General features: G+C 34.7%; 8 protein-coding genes. All 8 read left to right on the forward strand.

What is annotated here, in order from left to right:
• Positions 1 to 68: 68 nt before the first annotated feature.
• The 8 genes from BKK50_RS11545 to BKK50_RS11580 all read left to right on the forward strand — a co-directional run bounded on the left by BKK50_RS11545 (position 69) and on the right by BKK50_RS11580 (position 3,975).
• Entirely contained in the window at positions 69 to 674 is a 606-nt protein-coding gene (locus tag BKK50_RS11545; protein ID WP_077418259.1) for a PAAR domain-containing protein, read from the forward strand.
• Entirely contained in the window at positions 674 to 1,225 is a 552-nt protein-coding gene (locus BKK50_RS11550) for a T6SS effector amidase Tae4 family protein (protein ID WP_077418262.1), read from the forward strand. The genes BKK50_RS11545 and BKK50_RS11550 overlap by 1 nt, the downstream gene beginning before the upstream one ends.
• A 1-nt stretch (position 1,226) precedes the next feature.
• Positions 1,227 to 1,745 carry a hypothetical protein gene (locus BKK50_RS11555; protein WP_143529827.1) on the forward strand — a complete coding sequence of 173 codons (519 nt, stop codon included), beginning with the start codon at positions 1,227 to 1,229 and terminating at the stop codon, positions 1,743 to 1,745.
• Positions 1,746 to 1,760: 15 nt separating this feature from the next.
• The gene (locus tag BKK50_RS11560; RefSeq protein WP_077418269.1) at positions 1,761 to 2,240 is read left to right on the forward strand and encodes a hypothetical protein; all 480 of its coding nucleotides are present in this window, start codon (positions 1,761 to 1,763) and stop codon (positions 2,238 to 2,240) included.
• A gap of 2 nt (positions 2,241 to 2,242) precedes the next feature.
• Entirely contained in the window at positions 2,243 to 2,767 is a 525-nt protein-coding gene (locus BKK50_RS11565; protein WP_077418272.1) for a hypothetical protein, read from the forward strand.
• A gap of 197 nt (positions 2,768 to 2,964) precedes the next feature.
• Positions 2,965 to 3,450: a YbaK/prolyl-tRNA synthetase associated domain-containing protein gene (locus tag BKK50_RS11570; protein ID WP_077418274.1), complete on the forward strand. Its 486-nt coding sequence runs from the start codon at positions 2,965 to 2,967 to the stop codon at positions 3,448 to 3,450.
• Positions 3,451 to 3,504: 54 nt separating this feature from the next.
• Positions 3,505 to 3,786: a hypothetical protein gene (locus tag BKK50_RS11575; protein WP_077418277.1), complete on the forward strand. Its 282-nt coding sequence runs from the start codon at positions 3,505 to 3,507 to the stop codon at positions 3,784 to 3,786.
• A 9-nt stretch (positions 3,787 to 3,795) separates the two neighbouring features.
• Positions 3,796 to 3,975: a hypothetical protein gene (locus BKK50_RS11580; protein ID WP_077418280.1), complete on the forward strand. Its 180-nt coding sequence runs from the start codon at positions 3,796 to 3,798 to the stop codon at positions 3,973 to 3,975.
• Positions 3,976 to 4,118: the final 143 nt, after the last annotated feature.

The raw sequence follows: 4,118 nt of genomic DNA on the forward strand, positions 1-4,118 counted from the left end.
TCTAGTACAGCCCCTAAATATATATATATATATATTTACGCTACATTTTTTTGATAAACGAGAAATATATGGCAAGAAGAGCGATTGTGATTGGCGATAGAACTACACATGGTGGTGTGGTTTTACAAGGATCATTTTCTATGACAGTACAAGGCAAAGCGGTTTCACTACAAGGTGATCTCGTAGCCTGCCCTCAATGTAAAGGGAATTTTCCGATTATTGAAGGGGCGGTAAATATGAGTGCTAATGGTCGAGGCGTGGCATTAGAAGGTATGAAAACCGCTTGTGGTGCGGAGCTAATCGGCTCACAAAATTTGATGTGGGCTGATGATGGAAAAAGTTATTCAAATGACAATGTTATTCATACAGAATTAACACATTTATTATCGAAAGAAGATGAAAATGATGATAAAAAAGAAATCGTTGATTTGTTTTGGAGTTATGGAGAGCAATTAACGCAATTAAATGCAATTTCTCGACATTATACAGATTTAAATCTACATATTGTTACGCAAAATTATGATGCAGGAGAAACCGTTGAAGCCAGTATTGAATATGAAACCGAAAATGGTAATCAGGAATTTACCGTTTCGGGAATAGTGAACGATAGCGGTGAAGCTATTATTAAAAATGTATTTAAACAGAAAACAATTTTTATTAATGGAGAGATTTAATGCCTAACAATATTACTGCCAAAGCAAAAGATAAACAAAAAACATTAAAAGTAAATCGTCCGAGCTGGGAAAAAGTTTATGAAGGGTATCCTAAAATAGAAAAAGATGGAATGATTTATGATCTCGATGCTCAGTCTGTCTTTATTTCTATTTTGGGCAAGAATTATGATCAAGTCACCTTTGGGAATGCTTGTGCAACAAGATTATCACTAGGATTAATTAATGCTAATGTAAAAATTAAAAAGGAGTATATTGTAACAGAAGGAAAATTTAAAGGAAAATTCATTACAGCTAGTGCCATCAATATGGTTAAATGGCTCCATAGAAATTTTGGGGATCCTGATGAAACCATTAAATTCCCACAGACATATGAAGAAATTGTCAATGCTATTGGCGATAGAAAAGGCATATATGCTATGATTCCTGAAAAACCTGATGCGTTCCGAGCTAGTGGTCATGTCACACTCTGGGTTAATGGTGATGTTATTGGTGGAAGATCACATAGTTACTATAGTTCTGCATATGAAGTTTATTTTTGGGAGCTTAAATAATATGAAAAAATTTATCTTTATAATTATATGTTTATACAGTCAATTTGTTTTTTCGAACACTTCCTTATTTAATAAGGTACAGCAAAAATTAAAAATCGATCCCATTGCATTTGAGCAATTTCAATACTTGGGAACACTCCATTGTATAGATAAATATCTAATGGTAGAGAAAAACGGTAGCTTTTATCAGGCATACTTAGAGCTAGATCTTTCTTTATCACCAATTACTAGATTATTTAATTTTGATGACTTAGACAATGCATACAAAGAACTTGAACAAAATATAACTAAAGTTAAACGAGATAGCCCAAGAAGACTAGATTTCAATAATTATGTTGAAATATGTAGAAGAAATTTCCACTCCAATAATATTCATAATTATTATAGTACATTTATACTTAATAAAAAAAATTATATTAAAGAGGGAGACCCTGAAACCTTATGGGAAAAAGAAGATATTGAACAAAATATGAAAGATTATTTAGAGTATGGAAAAATTGATTACAGACGATTTTTATAATTTCCAGGTTAAATAATGAAGCAAATCATTCTAGCTCTATTTTTATTCATAACTCACTTTTCTTATGCAAACACATTGTTTTCAAGTGTATCTAAAAAATTTGAAAAAGATAAATTTGCCTATAAGCAGTTTCAGCAGCTAGGGATCGCACATTGTCTTGATATGAAAAATGAGAAAAAAGAAAATTTCAAACAAGAATATATTTTTCTATACAATAGCCTATCTCCACTAGCCAGAATGATTAAAGAAGAAAGTTTTGACATTACATTTTCTAAATTAGAGAGCAGCAATCCATCTTTATTCAAACAAAACTGCACCTTAGCGTACACCTCAAAAACAATAAGAAAAAAGTATAACAAATTAATATATAATAAAAATAGTTATTTTAATGAAAATGATGAAATACTCTTTAGCAAAGAAGAATTAGAACAAAACATGATTGACTACCTTAAGAAAGGTAAAATAAACAAATGTAGATTTTTAGACTGTGAGTAAATATGAAAAAGATCATTTTTACAATTTTATGCCTATATAGCCAATCCGCTTTATCTAACCATACATTACTTAATAAGGTGAAAGAAAAATTAGCCACTGATCACATAACTTTTGATCAATTTCAATATTTAGGGCAACTTCATTGTTTAGATAGATATTTAATGAATGATGATAAGAAAAATAATAACTTTCACAATTCTTATTTAGAGCTAGATTTCACTCTTTCCCCTATTACAAGATTGTTTACAGAAGATGGATTAGACAATACATTTAAAAATTTTGAAAAAAGTTATCCTAAAACTAAAAGAGATACTCAACAAAGACTAGATTTCAATAATTATATTAACATCTGTCAAAACGAATTTTCTGCAGAAAAACTTTCAAACTTATACAAAAAGTTTATAAACAATTTAAATAACTATCATAAACCAGGAGAAGAATATCGAAATTGGGAAGAGGAAGACATTGAACAAAATATGAAAGATTATTTAGAGTATGGAAAAATCGATTACAGACGATTTTTATAAATTAATTCCTTTTAAGAAAAATAAAACAGAATGGTAGGCTTTAACCCGCCATTAAAAAATCAATATTGCAACGGTGGGCTAAAGCCCACCCTACCTATCCTCCCATTTGCAAAATCTCCTGATTGCCACCCTCTCTTTCACTAGCCCAAATATGCTCAAAAGTAGTAATATAGCGATACTTTTAGCAAGGAATTATTATGTCAGAAAAAATATTTGAAGAATTGACCGCTCTTTTAGACGAACATCACGCCCGTTATCGTGTGGTGGAACACCCCGAGGCGGGGAAGTCGGAAGAAGTGGCGAAAATTCGTGGCACGGAATTAGGACAAGGGGCGAAAGCCTTGGTGTGCAAGGTGAAAGGCAACGGCGTGAAACAAGCGGTACTTGCCATTTTGCCTGCGGACAAGCAAGCGGATTTAAGCAAAATTGCCGCAGCTCTTGGCGGCACGCGCGCTTCACTCGCCAGCCCTGCGGAAGTGAATGAGCTGACCGATTGCGTGTTTGGCGCAATTCCGCCTTTTAGCTTTCACCCCGATTTGCTTTTGATTGCCGATCCTAGCTTGCTAGAACGCCATGATGAACTGGCGTTTAACGCTGGCACGTTGGTGCGTTCAGTGATTTTAAACGCCGAAGATTACGCTCGCATTGTGCAGCCAAAGTTGGTCGATTTCTGCCAAGCATAAACATTCTAAAGGTGGGGCAATCCCCCACTGTTTAACACTTACGGAAATAGTTCAATGAAAACACAAATTCTGCTCACCTCTCTACTTTTCCTTTCCGCTTGCCAAACCGCACCTCAACCTCAAACCGTTGATTCGCCCATTACTCTTCAAAAAGCCCTTGCGCAACATTTTTCAGGCAATATCAAAGGCTACGATGCGGTAGAATATCCTTTCAGAGTGAAAAAAGGTCAGTATTTGAACATCAGTATGGGGATCAAATTCCCAACGGCGTATTCCAGCATTATGCCGCCCACTGGCAAAGAAGCGATTTTCAACGGCAGCATTCGCGGTGGGTAGTTTGAAGGCGTGGCAGAAGAAACGGGCGAATATAAAGTGCAAGTTTATTTAATGCGTGCGCAAGCCAGACAAAATATCAGCACACCGTTATTGGTTGGAAATTATTATGGGGCAACCTTAAGCGATATTTCCTTTCTCCTTGCAAATTTCCGGTATTATGTAGCAAATGCACAAAAACAGAAATTTTAACAGAACGTAGGGACACACTGCGTGTGTCCGTTATAGAATCAAATTATTTCAATAGGTTAAAATTCGGACACACGCAGTGTGTCCCTACCGCTTTTCCCAAAAAAATCGCCTTTTCAACGGCTCGAAATCTGAAATTTAGCCCT

It is taken from the genome of Rodentibacter rarus, assembly GCF_001998965.1.
Taxonomy (GTDB): domain Bacteria; phylum Pseudomonadota; class Gammaproteobacteria; order Enterobacterales; family Pasteurellaceae; genus Rodentibacter; species Rodentibacter rarus.

Excerpts from the sequence above, each read along its gene's own strand:
- BKK50_RS11545 (WP_077418259.1), top strand. The coding sequence starts at position 69 with ATGGCAAGAAGAGCGATTGTGATTGGCGATAGAACTACACATGGTGGT.
- BKK50_RS11550 (WP_077418262.1), top strand. The coding sequence starts at position 674 with ATGCCTAACAATATTACTGCCAAAGCAAAAGATAAACAAAAAACATTA.
- BKK50_RS11555 (WP_143529827.1), top strand. The coding sequence starts at position 1,227 with ATGAAAAAATTTATCTTTATAATTATATGTTTATACAGTCAATTTGTT.
- BKK50_RS11560 (WP_077418269.1), top strand. The coding sequence starts at position 1,761 with ATGAAGCAAATCATTCTAGCTCTATTTTTATTCATAACTCACTTTTCT.
- BKK50_RS11565 (WP_077418272.1), top strand. The coding sequence starts at position 2,243 with ATGAAAAAGATCATTTTTACAATTTTATGCCTATATAGCCAATCCGCT.
- BKK50_RS11570 (WP_077418274.1), top strand. The coding sequence starts at position 2,965 with ATGTCAGAAAAAATATTTGAAGAATTGACCGCTCTTTTAGACGAACAT.
- BKK50_RS11575 (WP_077418277.1), top strand. The coding sequence starts at position 3,505 with ATGAAAACACAAATTCTGCTCACCTCTCTACTTTTCCTTTCCGCTTGC.